Origin of the sequence: Hymenobacter psychrophilus, from assembly GCF_900107135.1 — a bacterium.
Taxonomy (GTDB): Bacteria; Bacteroidota; Bacteroidia; order Cytophagales; family Hymenobacteraceae; genus Hymenobacter; species Hymenobacter psychrophilus.
In genome coordinates, this window is sequence record NZ_FNOV01000006.1 from 104,862 (window position 1) to 128,473 (window position 23,612).

Below are 23,612 nucleotides of genomic sequence, written 5' to 3' on the forward strand. Positions count from 1 at the left end.
GATGACAGGTGGGGCGAACGACTAATTCCGCTCCGCAATGAACTCCTGGTGGGTTTTGAACCACTCCAGCGTCTTCTGCAGACCTTCCTGAATGCGGATCTGGGGCTGGTAGCCGAGCAGGTTGTTGGCCTTGCTGATATCGGCCAGGGAGTCGCGGATGTCACCAGCGCGGTCGGGTCCGTACTCGGGTACGATGTTGGAGCCGGCTTCCTGCTTGAGGATGTTGAACAGGTCGTTGAGGGAAGTGCGGTCGGCCACGGCCACATTGTACACCTGGTTCACGGCCTCCTTGCTGTCGACCAGCGCTGCCTTGATGTTGGCCTGCACGCAGTTTTCCACGAACGTGAAGTCGCGGGTCTGGCCCCCGTCGCCGTTCATGCGGGGCGGCCGGCCCTCCAGCACGGCGTCAATAAAGAGCGGAATAACGGCCGCGTAAGCCCCGTTCGGGTCTTGGCGCGGGCCGAAGATATTGAAGTAGCGCAGGCCAATGATTTCCATGCCGTAGGTCTTGCCGAACACGTCGGCGTAGAGCTCGTTGGCATATTTGGTCACGGCGTAGGGCGAGAGGGGCTTACCGATGCGGTCCTCCACTTTGGGCAGGGCTTGGTGGTCGCCGTAGGTGGAGCTGGAAGCCGCGTACACGAAGCGCTTCACGCCTGCTTCCTTGGCCCCCACCAGCATGTTCACGAAGCCGCCCACGTTCACGTCGTTGCTCGTGATGGGGTCGTTGATGGAACGCGGCACGGAGCCCAGAGCCGCTTGGTGCAGCACCACATCGATGCCCTGGCAGGCGTCAATGCAGGTCTGCCGGTCCCGGATGTCGCCCTCGATAACGCGCAAAGCCGGGTTGTTAGCAAACAGCGCCACGTTCTTGCGGAAGCCATTGGAGAAGTTGTCGAGCACGCGCACCTCTTTGGCGCCGTACTTCAACAAGTATTCCACCAGGTTCGAGCCGATGAAGCCGGCCCCGCCGGTTACGAGGAACGCCAGATCATCAAGCGGCCGGTCGTGGAAAGGAGTTTCGTACACGAGTTCAATGTGTTAAGAGGTACAAATATCAATAGAATAATACATATTTAATTAATTGAAAATAAATGGCTTACAATTAATTACATTAAAATTAGTTAACCCGATAGGTATTAGGACGTTTATTCTTTTTTATCCCAAGTATGGATTCAGCGGAAGCTATACTTTCATACTCTCCATCTGCGTAGAAAATACCGGTCAAAGAAGAAGAGCAGCTTATGAGGGAGTTCCTGATTGATCTACTAGATTTAGGCGCTAACAGTATTTTTATTTTAATTCTTTCCTCTTCTTTGTCAGCAAGGGCTTCTATTCCATTTATTGATCTACTCGTATTATTTGAAATTGTGATATACTTTATAGGATTAAGATTAGTATCATAAATTGTTTTACATTTAGAGAGTGTGATTTTGGAATTGTTTACACTCTCATTTTCTACACTCAACAGAATATCCAGCGAATTATGCGACAATTCATTTGATGTTTGAAATAATTTTGAATTATCAACTTGTGAATTATCAGAATCAGCTCTGTTACATCCAAAAGAAAAAATTGCAAAGATGATTAATTTTTTTATTTGACTTTTCATATTAACAAATATTAAATATTAAATATTTAATATTTCATCTAGCAAAAGGTTGGCTTTGCTTTTACCACATTCATCTTATCCTTTACCGCATTTTTTGAATACGGCTCAAACGTCAGTATTAGAGCTGTTTCAACAAGCTCTAATACTGACGCTCTTTCTGGCCTAGCGGTTGTACTGTTTCTGGTAGTAATCCTGGTAGGCGCCGCTGGTCACGTTGTTGAGCCAGGATTCGTTTTCGAGGTACCAGTCGACAGTCTGACGCAGGCCCTGCTCGAACGTAACGGACGGTTTCCAACCCAGCTCGTTCATGATCTTGCTCGAATCAATGGCGTAGCGCAAATCGTGGCCGGCGCGGTCGGTTACAAACTTGATAAGTTGGCGGGAGGTGCCTTGCACCTTGCCTGTTTTCTCATCCAGCGTGTCGCAGAGCAGGTGAATCAGCTCCAAATTGGCCCACTCATTTACGCCGCCGATGTTGTAAGTTTCGCCCACGGTGCCCTTGTGGAACACGGCATCAATGGCGGTGGCATGGTCTTTCACGAACAGCCAGTCGCGCACGTTTTCACCCTTGCCGTACACCGGAATGGCCTCGCCGTGCTGAATGCGGTGGATGGCCAGCGGAATCAGCTTCTCGGGGAAGTGGTTGGGGCCGTAGTTGTTGGAGCAGTTGCTCAGCTTGATGGGCATGTGGTAGGTGTGGTGCCAGGCCCGCACGAAGTGGTCGGAAGCCGCCTTGCTGGCCGAGTAGGGCGAGCGGGGGTCGTAACTGGTGTCCTCGGTGAACATTTCGGGGCCGAAATCCAGCGAGCCGTACACCTCGTCGGTGCTCACGTGGTAGAACACCTTGCCCTCGTAGCCCAGCGGCTTCCACAGGTTTTTGGCGGCGTTCAGCAGATGCACAGTACCCAGCACGTTGGTCTTCACGAAAGCCAGCGGGTCGGTAATGCTACGGTCTACGTGGCTCTCAGCGGCCAAATGAATCACGGCGTCGGGCTCCTCACGGGCGAACAGCTCGTCCACAAAGGCCTGGTCGGTGATGTCACCTTTTACCAGGCGGTAGTTAGGCGCGGTTTCCACGTCGCGCAGGTTCTCCAAGTTGCCGGCATAGGTCAGCGCATCCAGGTTCAGAATCTGGTACTCCGGGTACTTGGTCACGAACAGGCGCACCACGTGCGACCCGATGAAGCCGGCCCCGCCGGTGATGATGATTTTCATGGTCTTATTGATTTATAGAACGGTGTCATGCTGAGCGAAGGCGGAGCCGTAGTCGAAGCATCTCGCGTGCAGGCTCTGCAATGGTAACAAAACGACAGAGTTACTACTGCACGCGAGATGCTTCGACTACGGCTCCGCCTTCGCTCAGCATGACACATCCTTTTTCATTTATTTACCTAAAGCAAGCTGCCACTTCCAGGAACTGGCCAGCGCCTCTTCAAGGGAAGTGGAGGTCTGGAAACCAAGGGTTTCCACCGACTTGGTGACGTCGGCGTAGATGGCCGGTACGTCGCCGGCGCGGGCCGGGCCAATTTTGTAGTTGAGCTTGACGCCCGTGGCCCGCTCGAAAGCCTGCACCACTTCCAGCACCGAGTTGCCGCGGCCGGTACCCACGTTGAAGGTTTCTACCGTGTCACCCTGCTGGTCGAGCAAGCGCTGCACGGCCACCACATGCGCCTTGGCCAGATCCACCACGTGCACGTAGTCGCGGATGTTGGTACCATCGGGCGTGTCGTACGTGTCGCCGTTCACGGTTAGCTGCTCGCGGATACCGGCGGCCGTCTGCGTCACGTACGGAATCAGGTTTTGAGGCACGCCCAACGGTAGCTCCCCAATCTTAGCCGAAGCGTGCGCCCCGATGGGGTTGAAGTAGCGCAGCAGAATGGTACGCAGCGTGTTACCCGGCGCGGCAGCCACGTCGCGCAGGATATCCTCGCACATCTGTTTGGTAGCGCCGTAGGGCGAGCTGGCCGTTTTGGTGGGCGTTTGCTCGGTTACGGGCAGCGCGTCGGGCACGCCATATACGGTACAGGAAGAGGAGAACACTAAGGCTTCCACGCCGAACTCGCGCATCACCGTCAGCAGCGTCAGCAAGGAGCCCACGTTGTTCTGGTAGTACTCCAGCGGCTTTTCCAGCGACTCGCCCACAGCTTTGTAGGCTGCAAAGTGAATGACACCGCGCAGGCTGCCTTCCTCGGCAAACACGGCGCGCAACGCCTCCGCATCATTACAGTCGATGCGGTGCAGCGGCACTTTCACCCCCAGAATTTCCTCCACGCCAGCCAGGGCCGACTCTTGGGAGTTGACGAAGTTATCCACAATGACCGGCTGAAAACCGGCCTGATACAACTCAACCACCGCGTGCGAACCAATGTAGCCTGCTCCGCCCGTTACCAGTATCTTTTGCATTGTCTTTAGCTGTTAGCTGAGAGCTCTTAGCTGTTGGCTTATCGGCTGGGCCTCCCCACGGAAGCTAACAGCCGATAGCTCTCAGCTAACAGCTGAATATTTACAGGCTCCAGTACTGCATTTCCTGCACCTTGCCGCGGAACAGGCCCTTGATGTCGACCAGCACGGCATTGTCCGACGTGATGGACTGGAAGTAGGCTTCGTCGTGCTCGGTGTAGGGTTGGTGGCTCACGGCCACCACTACGGCGTCGTAGTCGGTACGCACGTCGGCGGCGGGCGTCAGGCGGAAGCCGTACTCGTGAAACAGCTCGTCGGAGTCAGCGTGCGGGTCTACAATGTCCACATTCACCGAGAAGTTCTTCAACTCCTGAATCACATCGGCGACTTTGGAGTTGCGAATGTCTTCCACGTTTTCCTTGAAGGTCGCGCCCATTACCAGCACGCGGCTCTTGGCCACGTCCTTGCCCTTCTTGATAATCATCTGCACGGTTTTGCGCGCGATGTAGGCGCCCATGTTGTCGTTGGTGGTGCGGCCACTCAGAATCACCTTGGCATCGTAGCCCAGCTCCTTGGCCTTGTAGGTAAGGTAGTACGGGTCGACGCCGATGCAGTGGCCACCCACCAGACCGGGCGAGAACTTCAGGAAATTCCACTTCGTACCGGCTGCTTCCAGCACCTCGTAAGTGTTGATGTTCATGCGGTCGAAAATCATCGACAGCTCGTTCATCAGCGCAATGTTCACGTCGCGCTGGGTGTTTTCGATGATTTTAGCGGCCTCGGCCACCTTGATGCTGCTGGCCCGGTGTACGCCGGCTTTTACCACCAGCTCGTAGGTTTTGGCAATGTCCTCCAGCGACTCGGCGTCGCAGCCAGCTACCACCTTCACGATGCTGCTGAGCGTGTGCTCCTTGTCGCCGGGGTTGATGCGCTCGGGTGAGTAGCCCACCTTGAAGTCGCCGTTGGCGAAGCTCAGTCCGGAGTGTTTTTCCATCACTGGAATACAGTCGTCCTCGGTGCAGCCGGGATATACAGTGCTTTCGAACACCACATAGTCTCCCTTTTTCAGCACCTTGCCCACCGACGACGACGCGCCGAGTAGCGGCCGCAGGTCGGGCTGGGCGTGCTCGTCGATGGGCGTGGGCACGGCGACAATGAAGAACGTGGCCTCGCGCAGCACGTCGAGCGAGTCAGTGAAGGCAATGTCGCAACCGTCGAAATCGGCGGCCACCAGTTCGCCGCTCGGGTCCACGTGGTTGCGCATCATCTCCACCCGCTTGGCGTTGATATCGAAGCCAATAACCTCGATTTTGCGGGCAAACTCCAGCGCAATGGGCAGGCCCACGTACCCGAGGCCGATAACGGCCAGCTTGGCCTGCTTGTTAACTAGTTGGTCGTACACGGTATAGGGTCTTGGGGACTTGAGGTCTGGAATGAGGTGCTATCTGTTTTTCTGACAACGGGCACTAATTGCTGAGTAGCGAAACGTGGCCATCGGTAAGCTGATACTGCTGCTGGCTTTCGGGGCAGGTGGCGCGGCCGGCGTCATCGAAGGCCAGCCGGTGACCGTGCGTGCTCATCCAGCCGCGGGAGCGGGCCGGATTACCATACACCAAGGCATAGGGCAGTACGTCGCGCGTTACTACCGAGCCGGCCCCCACGAAGGCATACTCGCCCAACACCACGCCGCATACCACGGTGCTGTTGGCCCCGATGCTCACGCCTCGTCCGAGGCGGGTGGGCTGGTAGTGGGCATCACCGCGGCGGGGTACGGCGGCGCGAGGGTTGCGCACGTTGGTAAACACTACGGAAGGGCCCACAAATACGTCGTCGGCGCACTCTACACCGGCGTAGAGGCTCACGTTGTTCTGTACCTTTACATTACGGCCCAGGCGCACGCCATCGGCTACGAAAACGTTCTGGCCCAGGTTACAACCTGCGCCCAGCACTGCCCCGGCGCTTACGTGGCAGAAGTGCCAGATGCGGCACCCTGCCCCGATACGACACCCCTCGTCGAGGATGGCAGTCGGGTGGGCGTAGTAGGCGGGTGGCGTTTCGGGCATAGGGCAGGCGGGGCCGGCAATAATTGAGCCGGCAAAGGTAAGGCTTTGGGCGGGGAAGTTTTCTACCTTAAAAACCTGAGCGGTTTACAGCTCAGCGGGTCAGGCACCGAAAGCAGGTCGCCAAAGGGGCGTCTCATACCCCGGCTGCTCCATTTTCTAGCCTGTAAGTGCCCCCGTCCAGGTGGCTCGCACCAGGCGGGCCCGGCCGAAAATATCCTCGTGGCTTACTACAGCCGCGTAGCCCAGCCCGCGCAACAGCCCCTCGGTTTCGGCGGCAAACTGCTCGTTGATTTCAAAGTAGAGCACCCCACCGGGCCCCAGCAGCGCCCGGCCCAGTTGGGCAATGCGACGGTAGAACAGCAGCGGGTCGTGGTTGGGAACGAACAGGGCAGTAGCGGGTTCATAGGCCAGCACATTGGGCCGCATCAGGGCCCGCTCACTCTCCAGCACATAGGGCGGGTTACTCACCAGCACATCCAGCGGCCCGGCCAGAACAGGCACGGCAGCCAGAATATCCACCTGCTGAAAATCGATAGTTACGCCGCAGCGCACCGCATTGCGCCGGGCCACCGCCAGGGCTTCAGCGGATACATCGACGGCCGTGAACCGAGCACCGGGCAGGCGCGCCGCCAGCGCCAGCGGGATGCAGCCCGAGCCAGTGCCCACATCCAGCACCTGCAGACCGGTGCGCCCCTCCTGCTGCTCGCGCGCAATCAACTCCACCAACTCCTCCGTTTCAGGGCGCGGAATGAGGGTGGCGGGCGTTACTTCCAGTTCCAGGCCGGCGAAATGGGCCGTACCCAGCACGTACTGCAGCGGCTCGTGGCGCAGCAGCCGCGCCTGCATTCCGGGCAGCGCAGCCAACCGGATGTCTTCCCCAAGCGGCTCATCGGTCCGCGTGCGGCGCTGCAGGGGCGTCAGATCGAGCAGGTGCTCGAGCAGTTGGCCGGTCATAGCCTCGGCTTCCGGGGTTTCGTAAATTGCCTGCAGGGCGGTGCTAAGGTCGGCGGTGAGTTGGCGGAGCGTGGGCATGGGGTAAAAGTACGGCCTCTGCCCCGACCACCGGCCCCATTCAGGCCGGCCGCGTATCTTCACCTCCTACTCCTGCCTTTACCGCTTATGCTTCCGCCTACCCCCGATTTCGACCTGCTGATGATGCGCCGCGCCCTCGATCTGGCCCGGCTCGGCACCGGATATGCCCGGCCCAACCCGCTGGTGGGCTGCGTTATCACCCACGAAGGCCGCATTATCGGGGAGGGCTGGCACCGGCAGTACGGCGGGCCCCACGCCGAAGTAAACGCCATCAATAGCGTTAAGGAGCCCGGGCTACTGCCTGAAAGCCGGGTGTACGTTACGCTCGAACCATGCAGCCACCACGGCAAAACGCCCCCCTGCGCCGATTTGCTCATCGCCAGGCAGGTGGCCGAAGTTGTTATCTGTAACCCCGACCCCAACCCACTGGTAGCCGGCCGGGGTATCGCGAAGATGCGCGAGGCGGGCATTCGGGTAGAAACCGGGGTGCTGGAAGCCGAAGGCCGCTGGCTGAACCGGCGTTTCTTCATGGCCCAGGAGCAGCAGCGACCTTACGTGGTGCTCAAGTGGGCCGAAACGGCCGATAGTTACCTGGCCGGGCCCTACTATCAGTCGGTGCCCATCAGCGGCGAGCAGAGCCGGGTTGCGGTGCATCAGTGGCGGGCCGAGGAGCAGGCCATTCTGGTGGGCACGCGCACGGCATTGCACGACAATCCCCGCCTGAATGTGCGCGAATGGCCCGGACAAAACCCCCTCCGCTTGGTAATCGACAAAAACCTGAGTTTACCGCCCACCCATTCCCTCTTCGACGGCACCCAGCCGACGCTGGTGTTTACTTACCGCGAGCGGGGCAGCCGCCCCAACGTCGAGTTCATAGTACTTTCGGAAGCCGAGGACCTGTTCCCGCAGATGTTGCGCCACCTGCACCAGCGGCAGATACAGTCGGTGCTGGTGGAGGGCGGAACCACGGTACTCAACTCGCTGCTCAAAGATGGCCTTTGGGACGAAGCCCGCGTTATTCGGGCCACCAAGCGACTTGGCGGCGGCGTGCCCGCGCCCAAAATAGGTTTGTGCGGCCTGCACGAGCAGTTCCGGCTGGGCGAGGATGAGGTGTTCGTTTTTCTGAGAGCCGCTCAATAGCTGGTCGTGCTGTAGGAACGGAAATTAAGCCCCGCCCGTCGTGCGCGCAGTCCCAAGCAGTCCCAACTCGTTAGCAGCAATCAGTAGCACAAAAGCCCCTGCCGGCCCTCATCCTTAGCAGGAAAAGAGCCGGCAGGGGCTTTGCTTTTTGAGACGAGCTAACAGCTAATAGCCAGCAGCTAACGGCTCAAAAACTATGCGTTGTCGTGGGCTTCGGCCGAAGCGGGAGCCGAGGTGTGCACCTCCGAGGCAACTACGTCGCCGGCTACTACCGACACGAACGAGCGGTCTTTGCGGCCCTTGCGGAACTGCACCGTGCCGTCGATCATGGCGAACAGGGTGTGGTCCTTGCCCATACCCACGTTCTGGCCGGGGTGGTGCTTGGTACCGCGCTGACGCACGATGATGTTGCCGGAAATGATGGACTGACCGCCGAAGATCTTCACGCCCAAGCGCTTGGATTCCGATTCGCGGCCGTTGTTGGAGCTACCTACGCCTTTCTTATGTGCCATTTTTTTGGAGCTGTTAGCTGATAGCGGTTAGCTATTAGCTTTTTGTGAAACGAGCAAACCAGTTGAACGGAAAGCTAACAGCTAACGGCTATCAGCTAACAGCTTGTTCAACTAGCCGATGCTGTTGATCATTACTTTGGTAAACTGCTGACGGTGGCCGTTCAGCTTCTTATAGCCCTTACGGCGCTTCTTCTTGAATACGAGCACCTTGTCACCCTTTACGTGGGCGAGAATGGTGCCGGTTACGGCTACGTCCAGCAGCGGCGAACCGATGGTAAGCGTTCCGTTATCATCGGTTAGCAGAGCCTTGCCCAGCTGCACCTCGTCGCCGACGTTGCCAGCCAAACGGTGGGCGTATACAAATTTATTGGCTTCGACCTTGGTCTGCTTCCCGGCTATGTTGACAATTGCGTACATCGGCGTCTTGGCGTTTCTGAAAATTGGAAGGCAAAAGTACCCGTAACGTTTCATATATCCAAACTCTAACTAACTAAATAGCAGAGTACCTATCCGGATTGCCCTCAGAAGGCATTCTTCAAGGAACGCACCGGCGGGTACGCGAATAACTTTTTGTGGATAACTATCATTATCCACAGTTAGAATGTGGATAACTTTTATGTTTTGACAATTTCGCATACGTAACAACTACCTGGGCGCCAAACCATGGCAAGGCGCATCAGCTTAGCGGCATACGTAAAATATAACGCAGAAAAAACAAGGTACTGCGGTAGTGCTTCCCGGTCGCGGGGGCTATCTTTGACTTCGGCCGGCTTCGTCCGATAACTAAACAAAGGCCGCCGGGCCGGGTTAGCAAAGCCCCTCGCCGGGGTGTTTCTTCACTTTGTTTTTCGCGCTTTATTTCTACCTGCATGGAACCCCTACTCACCGAAAATCCCAACCGTTTCGTTCTTTTTCCGATTCAGCACGACGACGTGTGGCAGTTCTACAAGAAGGCTGAGGCCTCGTTCTGGACGGCCGAAGAAATTGACCTGAGCCAGGACCAGAAGGACTGGGACAACCTCAACGACGGCGAGCGGCACTTCATTTCGCACGTGCTGGCCTTCTTCGCGGCCTCCGACGGTATCGTGAACGAAAACCTGGCCATCAACTTTATGCAGGAAGTGCAGATGGCCGAGGCCCGTTGCTTCTACGGCTTCCAGGTGATGATGGAAAACATCCACTCCGAGACCTACTCGCTGCTGATTGACACCTACATCAAGGACCCCAAGCAGAAGGATTACCTCTTCAACGCCCTCGAAACGGTACCCTGCGTGAAGAAAAAAGGCGACTGGGCTATCAAGTGGATCAACTCGGAGAATTTCACTGAGCGCCTCATTGCCTTTGCGGCCGTGGAGGGCATCTTCTTCTCGGGCTCGTTCTGCTCTATTTTCTGGCTGAAAAAGCGGGGCCTCATGCCCGGCCTCACCTTCAGCAACGAACTGATTTCGCGTGACGAGGGCCTGCACTGCGACTTCGCCTGCCTGCTTTACAAAGACCACCTGCAGAACAAACTGCCCGAGGCCCGGGTACAGGAAATCATCCGCGATGCGGTGAGCATCGAGCAGGAGTTCGTGACTGATGCGCTGCCCGTGAACCTGATTGGCATGAACGCCAAAAGCATGAATCAGTACATCGAGTTTGTGGCCGACCGCCTGCTCGAATCGTTGGGCTACAGCCGCATCTACAACGCCACCAACCCCTTCGATTTCATGGAGATGATTTCGCTGCAGGGCAAAACCAACTTCTTCGAGAAGCGCGTGGCCGAGTACCAGAAGGCCGGCGTGATGAGCGAGCGGACCGAAAACGCCTTCTCGCTGGACGAGGATTTTTAACCAGTCAGAACGCCAAAAAAAACGGTCATCCTGAGCGGAGCGAAGGATCCTGTCACGTTAGCACGACAATCGTTGAGACGACTCGTTGCAACGTGAGAGGATCCTTCGCTCCGCTCAGGATGACTGTTTTTTTTGGCGTTCTGACGGGCTGTTTTTCAGGAAATCAACGAAGCCTTTTCACACTTTCAGAAACTCCCACTGCGGATTCTGCACGGCGATTAATGCCTCCTTTTTTACCCTCGTCCAGCCCTTCAATTCTTTTTCGCGGGCAATTGCCGCGGTGCTCGTGGGGTAGTCTTCGAAATAGAGCAGGTGATAACAGAAGTAACGTCCGGCAAACGTCTGGGCAGTGCCCCGATTCTGGTAGTGCTGCGCCATCCGTGTGGCAAGGTTACGCGTGACCCCAATGTAGAGAACCTGACGGCTAGGATTCGTGGTGATATAGACGTAGTAAGGCATGGAGCAGCGTGTCTATCGGGATAGAAAAATAGCCAAAAAAGCCCGTCATCCTGAGCGGAGCGAAGGATCCTGTCACGTTGCAACCAGTCGCACCAACGATTGTCGTTGCAACGTGGAAGGATCCTTCGCTCCGCTCAGGATGACCGTTCTTTTTGCTCGGCGTCTCTCCCCGCCAATACCACTTCCCCGCCAATCCGCCAACTTCATTTTGCGCGGCTGGCAACGCTATATAGCAGTCGGCAAATTCTAAAAAACCCGCTGAACTGCACCGTTTTAGGCTTATGTGGAAAACTTCTGAAAAGAAGGTTTGTCCTAGCCAACAGATAGGAATATCTTCCGGTATCAATGCCTGCGTCCGGATACCTCGCCGGGCTGGCTCCATCTGATTCTTCGCCTCGGCTAGCCGCTTGTAACGGGTAGCCGGGGCCTCTTTCTACTCCCTCAACACCTCAACCAGTACGCTTATGTTGGTACTCAAGCGCGACGGCCGCCGCGAATCTGTGAAGTTCGACAAGGTTACGGCCCGCATCGAGAAGCTTTGCTACGGCCTGAACATGAACTTCGTGTCGCCGATTGAGGTGGCCAAGAAGGTGATTGACGGCATTTACGATGGCGTGACGACCATCGAGCTCGACAACCTGGCCGCCGAAACGGCCGCCTCGCTCACCACCAAGCACCCCGACTACGCCATCCTGGCCGCCCGCATTGCCGTGAGCAACCTGCACAAGGTGACCAGCAAGTCGTTCAGCAGCACCATGAAGCGGCTGCACACCTACGAGGACCCCAAGACGGGCGAAAACGCCTCGCTCGTGGCCCAGGACGTGTGGGAAATCGTGCACCAGCACGCCGCCACCCTCGACTCGGCCATTATTTACGACCGCGACTACAACTACGACTACTTCGGCTTTAAAACGCTGGAGCGCAGCTACCTGCTGCGCCTTGATGGCAAGGTGGTCGAGCGGCCCCAGCACATGCTGATGCGCGTGGCCGTGGGCATTCACAAGGAAGACATTGCCGCCGCCATCGAAACCTACGAGCTGATGAGCGAGCGGTGGTTCACCCACGCCACGCCCACGCTCTTCAACGCCGGCACGCCCAAGCCCCAGCTCAGCTCCTGCTTTTTGCTCACGATGAAGGACGACTCCATCGACGGCATTTACGACACGCTGAAGAACTGCGCCCTGATTTCGCAGAGCGCCGGCGGCATCGGGCTGGCCGTGCACAACGTGCGCGCCACCGGCACCTACATCAAAGGCACCAACGGTACCTCCAACGGCCTCGTGCCCATGCTCAAGGTGTTCAACGACACGGCCCGCTACGTGGACCAGGGGGGCGGCAAGCGCAAGGGCGCTTTCGCCATTTACCTGGAGCCCTGGCACGCCGACATCTTCGACTTCCTGGATCTGAAAAAGAACCACGGCAAGGAAGAGATGCGCGCCCGCGACCTGTTTTTCGCCCTCTGGACGCCCGACCTGTTCATGAAGCGCGTGGAAGCCAACGGCGACTGGACGCTGATGTGCCCCCACGAGTGCCCGGGCCTCGACACCAGCCACGGCGCCGAGTTCGAGAAGCTCTACCTCAAGTACGAGCGCGAAGGCAAGGGCCGCAAAACCATCAAGGCCCAGGAGCTGTGGTTCGCCATTCTGGAAAGCCAGACCGAGACCGGCACGCCCTACATGCTGTTCAAGGACGCCGCCAACGGCAAGAGCAACCAGCAGAACCTGGGCACCATCAAGAGCTCCAACCTCTGCACCGAGATTATGGAGTACACCGACGAGCACGAAATTGCGGTCTGCAACCTCGCCTCGCTGGCCCTCCCCCGCTACGTGCGCCCCGACGAGGCCGGTAACCTGTTCTTCGACCACCAGAAGCTCTACGAGGTAACCTACCACGCCACGCTGAACCTCAACAAGGTCATCGACATCAACTACTACCCCGTGCCCGAGGCCGAGCGCAGCAACCGCCGCCACCGCCCCATCGGGCTGGGCGTGCAGGGGCTGGCCGATACGTTCATTGCCCTGCGCATGCCCTTCGAGAGCGACGAAGCCAGCGGCCTGAACAAGGACATCTTCGAGACGCTCTACTTCGCGGCCATGACGGCCTCCAAGGACCTGGCCCAGCGCGACGGGGCCTACGAAACCTTCCCCGGCTCGCCCCTGAGCCAGGGCAAGTTCCAGTTCGACCTCTGGGGCGTTACGCCCGACTCGGGCCGCTGGGACTGGGACACGCTGCGGGCGCAGGTAATGGAGCACGGCGCGCGCAACTCGCTGCTGGTGGCCCCCATGCCCACGGCCAGCACCGCCCAGATTCTGGGCAACAACGAGTCGTTTGAGCCCTACACGAGCAACATTTACGTGCGCCGGGTGCTCAGCGGCGAGTTCATGGTGGTGAACAAGCACCTGCTCAAGGACCTCATCAAGCTCGGCCTCTGGAACGAGCAGATGAAGACGGCCATCATTGCCGCCAACGGCTCGGTGCAGGACATTCCGAGCATCCCGCAGAACATCAAGGACCTGTATAAAACGGTGTGGGAGATTTCCCAGCGCCGCATCATCGATATGTCGGCCGACCGGGGCGCGTTCATCTGCCAGAGCCAGAGCCTGAACCTGCACGTGCTGAACGTGAACTTCGGCAAGCTCACGAGCATGCACTTCCACAGCTGGAAGAAGGGCCTGAAAACGGGCATGTACTACCTGCGCACCAAAGCCGCCGCCGACGCCATCAAGTTCACGGTGCAGAAGCAAGCCGCCGAGACCCTGGAGCCGCTCAACGCCGTGGCCCAGAACGCCTCCGACATGGCCTGCTCCCTGGACGATCCGGAAGGCTGCGAGGCTTGCGGTTCGTAAGATTTAATCAGTCCACTAACATTGTATGAAGAGGGAGGCGATAAATATATTGCCTCCCTTTTTCTTTAATAATAGAAATTCCAATGTCATATAATAAATACGAAGAGGGTTCAACGTGGGCAAAATGGGACTTACATGTTCATGCGCCAGGCACAAAGAAGAACAACAATTTTTCTGCAGGAAATACAGACGATGGCTGGACTAAATACTTTGAAGAGTTATCTAAACTCCAGGAATTCAGAGCAATAGGAATTACTGACTATTTCTGTATCGAGGATTACAAGCGAGTAGCTAAGTACAAAAGTGACGGCAACTTAAATAATATTGACCTCATCCTACCGAACGTAGAATTGAGACTATCTCAGGGAACAATAAAGGGAAGTAAAATAAATGCACATATAATATTTTCACCAGATATAGTACCTCAATTAGATTCATCTTTTTTTAGTCGCTTAGAGTTTAATTTTCAAGGAAAAATTTATAGATGCATAAAAGAGGATTTAATAAAATTAGGTCGAAAAGTAGAAGAAACCGACAGCGACCACTCTGCTTGGCTTCAAGGCATCAATCAATTTGACGTATCTATAGCTGCACTTAATGATATATTTTATAAGGATAAAGAATTGCGTTCACATGCATTAATCGGAGTTGCCAATGGATCAAATGACGGAATTAGTGGACTAAAAGACACGGAAGACGCAAGTGCCTTTTCATTAATAAAAAAAGACATTCTTTACTCTTCAGATATTATATTTTCAGGAAACCCAAAAGACTCTATATTCTTTTTAGGGGAGAATGAGCATCATACTGCAGACAAAATAATTCAAGACTATGGAAAGTTAAAGCCGTGTATACATGGTTCTGATGCACATAGCTTAGAGAGGATCGGCAAGCCATCTAAGGATCGTTTCTGCTGGATTAAAGCTACTCCTACTTTTGAAGGATTAAAGCAAATTGTTCATGAACCAGGGGATAGAATAAAAATACAAACTGATAAACCAGAAGAAAAACACAAATCAGAATATATAAAACGTATAAAATTTATAGACCAAAGCTCGTCAAAATATTTTATTAATGAAGAGATAAATATTAATCAAAATTTAACAACTATTATAGGCGGGAAGTCTACAGGAAAATCTTTATTATTAGATTATATAAATAGCACCATTGATCCAGGCAGCAAATCCATATACGACATACCTGATATTGATTTTCAAGTAGAATGGGGCGATGGCGAGATATATCTACTCAGTGACAAGCAACAAGACAAAAGTAGGCAAGTCACGTTCATACCACAGCTTTATATAGAAACTATGTTAAAGGACAATAAAACTCAGTTCAATGAAATAATCCTTAAAACACTAAGAGAGAAACCAGAATTCAATCAACATTATAATAGCCATATCAACAAACGTCGAGATAAGACTGTAGGAATAGAAACAGTGATAATATCACTAATGAATGATTACAAGTCCTTAGCTGAGGACAAAAACGAGTTAAACAGCTTAGGCGACAGGCAGGCCAAGATAACGGAACTTGAATTTATAAAGCTTCAGATTGATAATATTAGAAAGGCTTCCACTTTATCAGACGATCAACAAACAGAGTTTATAAATTTAAAATCAAATGAACAGGATATTGCGGCAGAAATAAAGGAGAAGAATGCTCTTGCAAATGTAATAGAAGACCTTCTTGACTATCACACAAATCATACTGTGAATTTACTTGACAAACTTAAGTCCAATGCTCTTGAACTTAAATCTAAACTACAGGAAGATTCACATTCGACAGTTGACGAAACAGTAGAAAATATAAACCTAATTACATTGCCTTATTTGGAGGAAATATATAATACATTTACAAAAAGAACAGAAATAAAAGAACGTATAACAATTTTAAAAAATGATCTAGCGCTTAACTTAGCTAACCAAGCGCCTTTAGCGGAAAAGATTGGCAATCAATCTAAAACGACCGAGTTAACTATCGAGCTAAATAGATTTCAGTTTGAAATTGAGCGAATAGACAACAAAGCGAAATCAGTACAATTATATTTAAATAAAATCAATGAAAGCAAGAAATTATTACTTGATAATTATACTGATTTAAGAAACGAATATAAAAATATAGTTGACAAGATAAATAATGAATATAGAAATGTTGTAGACGATGATGGCATCAGACTAATTGCTAAATACAACTTTAATAAGGATGTATTTTGGGATAAATTTATTAATCTATTTAATTTAAAAACAACATCTTTTGCAAATTTGTTTAATTACGATGGCAAGACAATATTTGAGAATAACGACATTTATACTTATGAGGATGAAACACACATTGAATTTATTGACAAATGTTTTGATATCCTGATAGACACAGAATACAATAGTAAAGTAAAATTCAAAAATTCCAATATTAATGAAGATGCTATAAAGGGTTTATTTCAAGACTATTTCGAGCTTACATTTACTATTGAACAAGATGGTGACGATATAGGCAGGATGTCTCCAGGCAAAAAGGGACTAATATTATTAAAGCTTTTTTTATCCTTGAAAAATGAAAAATCACCAATATTAATAGACCAGCCTGAAGACAATCTCGACTACAGAACTATATACAACGAATTGAAAGATTTTTTAAAGAAGAGAAAGGTACAAAGGCAAATAATAATGGTAACGCATAACGCCAACTTAGTCGTTGCAACGGATGCAGAATTAGTGATTGTTGCAAGCCAAGCAGGCCAAAATAAAAAAGAAAATAATAAATTTAAATTTGAATATGTATCAGGAGCATTAGAACATCACTTTCAAAAAAACGAATCTTGCAAAGGAATACTTTACCAGATGGGTATTCGTGAACATGTTTGTGAAATATTAGAGGGTGGGCAAGAGGCCTTTGAAAAAAGAGAGGCAAAATATGGGTTTCTGATTTAGGTATATAAAAATAGAGGCCGCTCATGAGCGGCCTCTATTTTTATATACCTAAGCCTACTTATAGGCGAAAACTCAAGACGGGACTCGAACCCGTAACCCCGTAGGGACCAACTTGGCAAGTTGGCGCGTTTACCAATTTCGCCACATGTCCATGTTACTAACGAGCTAGTTTGTGGAGTGGAGGTAACAGTACGAGAAGCTACCTTTCAAGGTTTCTTTTACCCAGCAAGAATTACGCTTCTCTACTCGTGCGCCAGTGGTAGACCTAAGAAGCCGCCGAAGCACCGAACCATTCGGTTTGCTGCACGGTGGGAGCCGGGGAGGCTGATTCCAATCTGTAGAAGACTCCCGGGCAGTTAAGGAGCTACGCGGGAGAGAGTGGCACGAAACGAGCCCGCCCGGCACCAGTGGTGTCAGGCGGGCCCGGGGTGCTGGGTGCCGCGGTGGGGCTACAGGATTTCGTAGCAGGGGTAGCGGCGCTGCCGGAAAATCAGGCCGTCTTTGAATTCGAAGATGAGGCAGAGGTGGGCACTGACGCGCTGGCCGCGCAGCAGCGGGCCGGCATCACTGGTGGCCGTGGCCTGCCACTGGCCCTCTACGTGCACGCTGCCATCGTCGCAGAGCCGCGTGTGGTGCACCTCGAAGTGGGGTTGCTCCAGCAGCTCGCGGCCCAGGCGCAGGTTGTCCAGGATGCCGGTGAGCGAGCGGGTCTGGGTGGTTCGGTAGAGGCCGTTGGGGTACTCGGTCTGCACGACGTCGGGGTGCAGCACGGCGGCATAAGCGGCCGCCTTGGTTTCAAACGCATCGACCAGGGCGAAATATTCCTGAACAACAGCAAGCGGGGTAGACATAGCAAAAAAACGAGGAGGAAAAAAAGAACGACATATAAGCCGCCGCTGGAGGAGCCGCCGCTGGAGGCCGCCCGGTAAAACTACCACTTTAGGGCCACTCGCTTTGTAGTATTCGATACTTGGCCGGCCCGACCTTTTTACCACCTCGCCAGCCGGTTTTATTTGCCCCCACCGGGCACGGGTTTAGTGCAGCGCAACGCGCAACCAGCCATGGTGTAGCAATTATACCTGCCCTGCTGCAACGCGGCAAGCCCGCACCGCAGCCCGTAGTCTGGGCCATTGCCGCTACCTTGCCGCCGTGCGCTCCCGAACTACGTCTGCTCCGTCTTACGCCTGGTCCGTTCGGGTGGTGCTGGCCATCTACTCCGCGTGCTTCCTGATTGGCACATACACCCACGCAGCGGGCATCCTGCGGCGGGGGCTGCTGGCCGCGCCGGTACCAGTTGGCATTGGGGTATTTTGGGATGCGCTGACGCTGCTTGACCCCTTGGCGGCGGTGCTGGTGTGGTGGCGGCCGCGCCTGGGCCTACCGCTGGCCGTAGCCATTATGGTGGTTGATATCAGCGTGAACAGCTACGTATACGCGGCGGGCTACTTTGGGCCGCCGGTAGCGGGGCTGGTGCCGCTGAGTTTGTTAGAGCAGGCGCTGTTCGGCTTGTTCGTGTTCGTGACGGCCCCAGGGGTGTATCGGCAGGTGGCCCGCCCGAATGCGTTGCCGGGTTAGCTGCCGGACTTATTGTCCACGGCCGGCAACTGCTGGCCCCAGTGGTCGAGGGCGCGCAGGATGGGTTCCAGGGAGCGGCCCCGTTCGGTGAGGGCGTACTCGACGTGGGGCGGCACCACCGGATGCACTGTGCGGAGGAGGAGTTGGTCGCGCTCCAGCTCCCGCATGGTCTGCGTGAACATCTTGTTGGATATGGCCGGCACGGTGCGTTGCAGCACGCCGGAGCGCAACGGCCCCGGCAGCAGATGAAACAGCAGCAGCGGCTTCCACTTCGTCCCGATCAGGTCCATGGTACGGTGCAGAGGACAGGAAACTTCTTGCATCAACTTAATTCTTTTCGCTTGACAATCATTATTTTACTCTTTTTCGCTAGTATAGCACTTTGGAGTAAGTACTTGCGCTTAGCGCCAATATAGCCCAATTTTGCCTGCTCATTCAACCCCGTATCTTATGCAGCCTTACCCTAAAGCATTTTCCCACATCGGCATCACCGTCCCCGACATGCAGGCCGCGGTGGATTTCTACACCAACGTGCTGGGCTGGTACCTCGTGATGGAGCCCAGCGTCGTGACCGAGGAAATGGACACCGCCATCGGCCAGATGTGCCTCGATGTGTTCGGGGAGGGCTGGGGGCAGTTCCAGATTGCCCACCTCGCCACCGCCGACCGCATCGGCATCGAACTGTTCTCGTTTGCCCAGGGCCGCAAGGAAGCGCCGGAATTCCAGCCCTTCAACACCGGCCTGTTTCACTTCTGCATTCAGGACCCCGACATTGAGGGGCTGGTAGAAAAGATTGTGGCCGCGGGCGGCAGGCAGCGCATGCCCATCCGCGCCTACTATCCTCACGAGAAGCCCTACCGCATGTGCTACGTGGAAGACCCCTTCGGCATCGTCTTCGAGATTTACACCCACAGCTACGAACTGACCTACTCCTCGGGCGCTTACACCGGCTAACCCGCCCAGTGGCCGGCCAGCCAGAACTAAAGTACCAGACCAGCCCGCCGCTAGTCAGGCGTTTGTTTCGGGCTTTCGGCAGCGGTTGCAGGAGCTTTTCGAGCCGCAGCAACGAGGCCAGCAGTGCCTCCAACAGCTTCCGAACCCGCCGCCCTTGCTCCGTTGAGTGGGGGCGGCGCTTTTCGTTCGGCTAAGCGGCGGAACATAAGGGAAAGCCGTATGTTGGTTTCTCTACGCTCCCACTTACTTCCTGCGCCATGAAAGCCCTGCTCCCGCCCACCAGCTACGAATACGCCACCGTGCGGCAGGTGCGCGGCGAGCAGGTGCAGGACGCCACCGATGTGCTGGCCGCCGAGGAGCCGCTCGAAATTCGGGTGGGCTTTGGGCCCGTGGGGCAGCGCGAGCACCGCACGCTGGCCATCACCATGCGCACGCCCGGCCACGATTTCGAGCTGGCCGCCGGCTTCCTGCTCACCGAAGGCCTGCTAACGGGCCCCCAGGACTTGCAGGGCATCCTCTACTGCCCCGACGTAACCAAAGATGAGGAGCGCGAAAACGTAGTGCGGGCCGAGCTGGCCCCCAGCGTGCAGCCCGATTTGCCGCGGCTGGAGCGCCACTTCTACACCAGCAGCAGTTGCGGGGTGTGCGGCAAAACCAGCATTGCCGCCGTGCACGCCGCCGGCTGCCCGCGCCTGCCCATGGGCACGGTACAGGTGCCCATCGACGTGATTCATCAGTTGCCAGAGCGCCAGCGCCAGGCCCAGGAGCTGTTCGAGCAAACCGGCGGCCTGCACGCGGCGGCCCTGTTTTCGGCCAGCGGCGAGCTGCTGTTGCTCCGCGAAGACGTAGGCCGCCACAACGCCCTCGACAAGGTAATCGGGGCCGCGCTGCTTGCCGGCCAGCTGCCGCTGCACCAGGCGGTGCTGCTGGTGAGCGGCCGGGCCTCGTTCGAGCTGGTGCAGAAGGCGGCCGTGGCCGGCATCCCCGTGATGGCCGCCGTGGGCGCGCCCTCCTCGCTGGCCGTTTCCGCCGCCCGCGACTTCGGCCTCACGCTCTGCGGCTTCGTGCGCCAGCAGCGGTTCAACATCTATACCCACCCCGAGCGGATAGGGTGACCCTGACGTGGAACCCCACCCCCGGCCCCTCCCCTCTGGGAGAGGGGTGCCAGACACGGGTTGTATGAATCTGAACATCTTATGCTTTGAACGCACCCCTCTCCCGGAGGGGAGGGGCCGGGGGTGGGGTGCGCCAGCAGAACAACATCAACTTCCCACCCCAAACCCCCACCCGCCCATGAAACTCCGCCTCGATGAAACCTCCATCCGCCTGCGCCTGGATCCGGAGGAGGTAACCGAATTTACCGCCACCGGGCGGCTGGAAACGGCCGTGCCGCTGGGGCCGGGCGACGGCGGGCAGCTGCGGTATTCGCTGGAACGGGATGCCGACGTGCCGACGCTGACGGTGCGCCAGGAACCGGGCCGCATCCGGGTGCTGGTGCCGGCGGCGCAGGCTATGGCCTGGGCGGAGTCGGATGAAATCAGTCTGCGCACGAAACTAGAAGTAGCTGAAAACCAATTCCTGCTTATCTTGGTAGAGAAGGACCTGGGCTGCGCGCACTGATTGCGCCGCTACGGTCCGGCTTACCCACCCATCCCACTTTTGCTATTCGCCTTTCTATGGAAAATTCTCCCGCCACTGACCCCGGAAAAGCCGGCCAGACCAACGAGCAAAAGGCCGATAACGCGCCTAAAAGCGGCGAGCGGCCCGATCAGGGCCAGGCCCCGGTAGCCGACAACTACGACCCCACTAACCGCAACAACGTGCCCGACCCCATTAAAGCGCCCGACGTAGCCAACGCCAAGTACAAGTATCCCATTCTGGCGCAGCCGCCCGAGGGGCTGACGGGCCTGCACCTGGAACCCCGCCAGACGGTGGCGGCCGGGGTAACGGCCGTTATTAAAAGTATGTCGTTTAGCTGGAGTGAGGGAGGCCTCGACCGTGGCACCCGCGGCCTGCTGAACATGAACCAGAAGGACGGTTTCGACTGCTCGAGCTGCGCCTGGCCCGACCCCGACCATCACCGCTCGGTGGCCGAGTTCTGCGAGAACGGCGCCAAGGCCACTGCCTCCGACGCCGACGACAAAGCCTGCGGACCTGAGTTCTTCGCCCGCCACAGCCTGGCCCAGCTCTCGAAGATGACCGACCGCGACCAGAACAACGCCGGCCGCCTCACCCACCCCCTGGTACTGCGCCCCGGCGACAACCACTACAAGCCCATCGAGTGGGCCGATGCCTTCCAGCTGATTGCCACCGAGCTGAACGCACTGGCCTCGCCCAACGAGGCGGCGTTTTACACCTCGGGCAAGGTGCCCAACGAGCCGGCTTTCCTGTTTCAGCTCTTCGTGCGGCAGTTCGGCACCAACAACCTGCCCGACTGCTCCAACATGTGCCACGAAAGCAGCGGCGCGGCCCTGTCGAGCACGCTCGGGCTGGGCAAGGGTTCGGTTACACTCAACGACATTCACGAGGCCGAAGTCATTATGATTATCGGCCAGAACCCGGGTACCAACCATCCGCGGATGCTGAGCGCCCTGCAGCTGGCCAAGCAGAACGGAGCCAAAATCATCAGCGTGAACCCGCTGATTGAGGCCGGCCTCAACCATTTCAAGAACCCCCAGGATTTCATGAACCCGCTGAAGGCGCTGGGCGCGCTGCTGGGCAACGGCACGGTGATTACCGACGTGTACCTGCAAGTGCGCATTGATGGCGACATGGCCCTGCTGCGCGGTATTATGAAGCACCTGCTGGCCGCCGAGGAGCTCAACCCCGGCCAGGTATTCGACTTCGACTTCATCAACAAGTACACCGAGGGCTACGAGTCGGCCATTGCCAACATCAAGGCTACGAGCTGGGAGGTTATTGAGGAGGTGAGCGGCGTTTCGCGCGCCGAGCTGCTGGAGGCGGCCAACCTGCTGGCCACCAAAAAGAAGATTATCATCTGCTGGGCCATGGGCCTGACGCAGCAGCGCCAGGGCGTGCAGACAATTCAGGAGCTGGTGAACTTGCTGCTGCTGAAGGGCGCCATCGGTAAGCCGGGCGCGGGCACCTGCCCGGTGCGAGGGCACTCCAATGTGCAGGGCGACCGCACAATGGGCATCTGGGAGCAGATGTCGCAGGATTTTCTCGACCGGCTGGGGGCTGAATTCAACTTCACCTCGCCCACCGCGCACGGCCTCGACGTAGTGGATACCATTAAGGCCATGCACCGCGAAGAAGTAAAGGTGTACTTCGGACTGGGGGGCAACCTGCTGGCCGCTGGCCCCGATACCGAATACATTGCGGAGGCCATGCGCAAGCAGAACCTGACCGTGTTTGTGGGCACCAAGCTCAACCGCGGCCACCTCATTACGGGCAAAACCAGCTTGTTGCTGCCCTGCTTCACGCACGCAGACATTGATATGCAGAAAAGCGGCCACCAGATGACCTCGTGCGAAAACTCGATGGGCGTGGTAAGCCAGAACAAGGGCGTACTGTCGCCGCTACCTGGCCAGATGCTGAGCGAAGTGGCCATCCTGAGTGGTGTGGCTATTGCCACGCTAGGCGAGAAAACCAACATTGCCGACTGGGTGGCCATGACGGAGAACTACGACGTTATCCGCGACCATATTGCCCGCGTGATTCCGGGCTTCGAGAATTTCAACGAGAAGCTGCGGCGGCCCGGCGGGTTCTACCTGCCCAACGGTCCCCGCGACCGGAACTTCACGACCAAGGATGGCATGGCGCACTTCACGACCACCGAGTTGGAGCGCTACGAGGTGGGGGCCGATGAGCTGATTTTGATGACTGTGCGCAGCCACGACCAGTTCAACACCACCATCTACGACTACAACGACCGCTACCGGGGCGTGCACAACGAGCGGCGCGTGCTGTTCATGAACGTGCAGGACATGGCCGACCGCGGCCTCAAGGCCAAAGACCTCATCGACATCACCAGCCATTACAACGGCCAGGACCGCACGGTGGAGAAGTTCGTGGCCGTACCCTACGACATCCCGCGCGGCAACGTATCGGCCTATTTCCCCGAGGCCAACCCACTCATTCCCATCGGCAGCGTGGCAAAGAAGAGCAATACGCCCACCTCGAAGTACGTGCGCGTAACCGTAATACCGGCCCGCAAAACCACCGGCGCCCCGGCAGAGCTACGGATGGAAGCAGAAGCCCAGGCTTAAGCTGTTAGCTGTTAGCTGTTAGCTG

At 56.0% G+C, this 23,612-nt stretch carries 21 protein-coding genes; 9 read left to right on the forward strand and 12 right to left on the reverse strand.

The genetic code is table 11. From position 1 onward, the window contains the following. Window positions 1–21: 21 nt before the first annotated feature. The 7 genes from BLW21_RS10470 to prmC form a co-directional block, all read right to left on the reverse strand. A complete protein-coding gene (locus BLW21_RS10470) occupies window positions 22–1,029 on the reverse strand; it encodes an SDR family oxidoreductase (RefSeq protein ID WP_092739743.1) in 1,008 nt (335 codons plus the stop codon). Between the two features lie 91 nt (window positions 1,030–1,120). Next, a complete protein-coding gene (locus BLW21_RS21155; protein WP_139255170.1) occupies window positions 1,121–1,612 on the reverse strand; it encodes a hypothetical protein in 492 nt (163 codons plus the stop codon). 162 nt (window positions 1,613–1,774) lie between these two features. Then, window positions 1,775–2,827 (reverse strand): dTDP-glucose 4,6-dehydratase, encoded by a 1,053-nt coding sequence (gene rfbB / locus BLW21_RS10475; RefSeq protein ID WP_092739745.1) that lies wholly within the window; start codon window positions 2,825–2,827, stop codon window positions 1,775–1,777. A 168-nt stretch (window positions 2,828–2,995) separates the two neighbouring features. Further along, on the reverse strand, window positions 2,996–4,015 hold the full coding sequence (gene galE, locus BLW21_RS10480; protein ID WP_092739747.1) for a UDP-glucose 4-epimerase GalE: 1,020 nt from the start codon (window positions 4,013–4,015) through the stop codon (window positions 2,996–2,998). Between the two features lie 100 nt (window positions 4,016–4,115). Next, on the reverse strand, window positions 4,116–5,414 hold the full coding sequence (locus BLW21_RS10485) for a nucleotide sugar dehydrogenase (RefSeq protein WP_092739749.1): 1,299 nt from the start codon (window positions 5,412–5,414) through the stop codon (window positions 4,116–4,118). A gap of 64 nt (window positions 5,415–5,478) precedes the next feature. Then, window positions 5,479–6,075: an acyltransferase gene (locus BLW21_RS10490; protein ID WP_092739751.1), complete on the reverse strand. Its 597-nt coding sequence runs from the start codon at window positions 6,073–6,075 to the stop codon at window positions 5,479–5,481. A 156-nt stretch (window positions 6,076–6,231) separates the two neighbouring features. Beyond that, window positions 6,232–7,107, reverse strand: coding sequence for a peptide chain release factor N(5)-glutamine methyltransferase (gene prmC / locus BLW21_RS10495; protein ID WP_092739753.1), 876 nt, complete (start codon window positions 7,105–7,107; stop codon window positions 6,232–6,234). An 87-nt stretch (window positions 7,108–7,194) separates the two neighbouring features. Here prmC and ribD point away from each other — a divergent pair, with 87 nt between their 5' ends. Then, window positions 7,195–8,247 (forward strand): bifunctional diaminohydroxyphosphoribosylaminopyrimidine deaminase/5-amino-6-(5-phosphoribosylamino)uracil reductase RibD, encoded by a 1,053-nt coding sequence (gene ribD, locus BLW21_RS10500; protein WP_092739755.1) that lies wholly within the window; start codon window positions 7,195–7,197, stop codon window positions 8,245–8,247. Between the two features lie 194 nt (window positions 8,248–8,441). Here ribD and rpmA read toward each other — a convergent pair whose 3' ends face one another. Both rpmA and rplU read right to left on the reverse strand, forming a co-directional pair. Then, the gene (gene rpmA, locus BLW21_RS10505) at window positions 8,442–8,759 is read right to left on the reverse strand and encodes a 50S ribosomal protein L27 (RefSeq protein ID WP_019946837.1); all 318 of its coding nucleotides are present in this window, start codon (window positions 8,757–8,759) and stop codon (window positions 8,442–8,444) included. A gap of 111 nt (window positions 8,760–8,870) precedes the next feature. Then, on the reverse strand, window positions 8,871–9,176 hold the full coding sequence (rplU, locus tag BLW21_RS10510; protein ID WP_092739757.1) for a 50S ribosomal protein L21: 306 nt from the start codon (window positions 9,174–9,176) through the stop codon (window positions 8,871–8,873). 452 nt (window positions 9,177–9,628) lie between these two features. On the opposite strand from rplU, the gene BLW21_RS10515 reads away from it, so the two are divergent. Beyond that, entirely contained in the window at window positions 9,629–10,591 is a 963-nt protein-coding gene (locus BLW21_RS10515; protein ID WP_175470928.1) for a ribonucleoside-diphosphate reductase small subunit, read from the forward strand. 177 nt (window positions 10,592–10,768) lie between these two features. On the opposite strand, the gene BLW21_RS10520 is transcribed toward BLW21_RS10515, so the two are convergent. Further along, the gene (locus BLW21_RS10520; RefSeq protein WP_092739761.1) at window positions 10,769–11,050 is read right to left on the reverse strand and encodes a GIY-YIG nuclease family protein; all 282 of its coding nucleotides are present in this window, start codon (window positions 11,048–11,050) and stop codon (window positions 10,769–10,771) included. Window positions 11,051–11,514: 464 nt separating this feature from the next. On the opposite strand from BLW21_RS10520, the gene BLW21_RS10525 reads away from it, so the two are divergent. Continuing rightward, complete coding sequence (locus BLW21_RS10525; protein WP_092739763.1) at window positions 11,515–13,896, forward strand: ribonucleoside-diphosphate reductase subunit alpha; 2,382 nt, start codon at window positions 11,515–11,517, stop codon at window positions 13,894–13,896. A gap of 83 nt (window positions 13,897–13,979) precedes the next feature. Beyond that, window positions 13,980–16,829, forward strand: coding sequence for a TrlF family AAA-like ATPase (locus BLW21_RS21160; protein WP_139255171.1), 2,850 nt, complete (start codon window positions 13,980–13,982; stop codon window positions 16,827–16,829). Between the two features lie 449 nt (window positions 16,830–17,278). On the opposite strand, the gene BLW21_RS10540 is transcribed toward BLW21_RS21160, so the two are convergent. Further along, a complete protein-coding gene (locus tag BLW21_RS10540) occupies window positions 17,279–17,680 on the reverse strand; it encodes a nuclear transport factor 2 family protein (protein ID WP_092739767.1) in 402 nt (133 codons plus the stop codon). A 298-nt stretch (window positions 17,681–17,978) separates the two neighbouring features. Between BLW21_RS10540 and BLW21_RS10545 the strand changes: the two genes are divergently transcribed. Next, entirely contained in the window at window positions 17,979–18,404 is a 426-nt protein-coding gene (locus BLW21_RS10545; RefSeq protein WP_139255172.1) for a hypothetical protein, read from the forward strand. Here BLW21_RS10545 and BLW21_RS10550 read toward each other — a convergent pair. Then, complete coding sequence (locus tag BLW21_RS10550) at window positions 18,401–18,694, reverse strand: winged helix-turn-helix transcriptional regulator (RefSeq protein ID WP_245711869.1); 294 nt, start codon at window positions 18,692–18,694, stop codon at window positions 18,401–18,403. The two genes, BLW21_RS10545 and BLW21_RS10550, sit on opposite strands and share 4 nt — an antisense overlap. Before the next feature lie 160 nt (window positions 18,695–18,854). Here BLW21_RS10550 and BLW21_RS10555 point away from each other — a divergent pair, with 160 nt between their 5' ends. From BLW21_RS10555 to BLW21_RS10570, 4 genes are all read left to right on the forward strand, one after another. After that, on the forward strand, window positions 18,855–19,358 hold the full coding sequence (locus BLW21_RS10555; protein ID WP_092739773.1) for a lactoylglutathione lyase family protein: 504 nt from the start codon (window positions 18,855–18,857) through the stop codon (window positions 19,356–19,358). A gap of 257 nt (window positions 19,359–19,615) precedes the next feature. Beyond that, window positions 19,616–20,473 carry a formate dehydrogenase accessory sulfurtransferase FdhD gene (fdhD, locus tag BLW21_RS10560; protein ID WP_092739775.1) on the forward strand — a complete coding sequence of 286 codons (858 nt, stop codon included), beginning with the start codon at window positions 19,616–19,618 and terminating at the stop codon, window positions 20,471–20,473. 178 nt (window positions 20,474–20,651) lie between these two features. After that, window positions 20,652–20,978, forward strand: coding sequence for a DUF7009 family protein (locus tag BLW21_RS10565; RefSeq protein ID WP_092739777.1), 327 nt, complete (start codon window positions 20,652–20,654; stop codon window positions 20,976–20,978). A 56-nt stretch (window positions 20,979–21,034) separates the two neighbouring features. Next, on the forward strand, window positions 21,035–23,587 hold the full coding sequence (locus BLW21_RS10570; RefSeq protein ID WP_092739779.1) for an FdhF/YdeP family oxidoreductase: 2,553 nt from the start codon (window positions 21,035–21,037) through the stop codon (window positions 23,585–23,587). The last annotated feature ends 25 nt before the right edge of the window (window positions 23,588–23,612 follow it).